General features: G+C 65.4%; 1 protein-coding gene. It reads right to left on the reverse strand.

Annotation, left to right across the window (positions count from 1 at the left end; translation table 11 throughout):
- Position 1: 1 nt before the first annotated feature.
- Positions 2-439 (reverse strand): 2-oxo acid dehydrogenase subunit E2 (locus NR193_RS33355; RefSeq protein ID WP_256754897.1); only part of this gene is annotated, 438 nt, incomplete at its 5' end.

The raw sequence follows: 439 nt of genomic DNA on the forward strand, positions 1-439 counted from the left end.
CCTACACCAGCATGCCCATCGGGTTCTCGATCAGCCGCTTGAAGGCGACCAGCAGTTCGGCGCCGAGCGCACCGTCGACGGCGCGGTGGTCGGTCGACAGCGTCACCGACATGACGGTGGCGACCTTGATCTCACCATTCTTGACCACCGCCCGCTCCTCGCCGGCACCAACGGCCAGGATGGTCGCGTGCGGCGGGTTGATGACGGCGGCGAAGTCCTTGATGCCGAACATGCCGAGGTTCGACACCGCCGTGGTGCCGCCCTGGTACTCTTCCGGCTTCAGCTTGCGGCTGCGCGCCCGGCTGGCCAGATCCTTCATCTCGTTGGAGATGGTGGACAGCGTCTTTTCGTCCGCTTTGCGGATGATCGGCGTGATCAGGCCGCCGGGGATCGACACCGCAACGCCGACATCGGCATGCTTGTGCTTGACCATGGCGCT

Origin of the sequence: Mesorhizobium sp. Mes31, from assembly GCF_024519675.1 — a bacterium.
GTDB lineage: Bacteria > Pseudomonadota > Alphaproteobacteria > Rhizobiales > Rhizobiaceae > Mesorhizobium.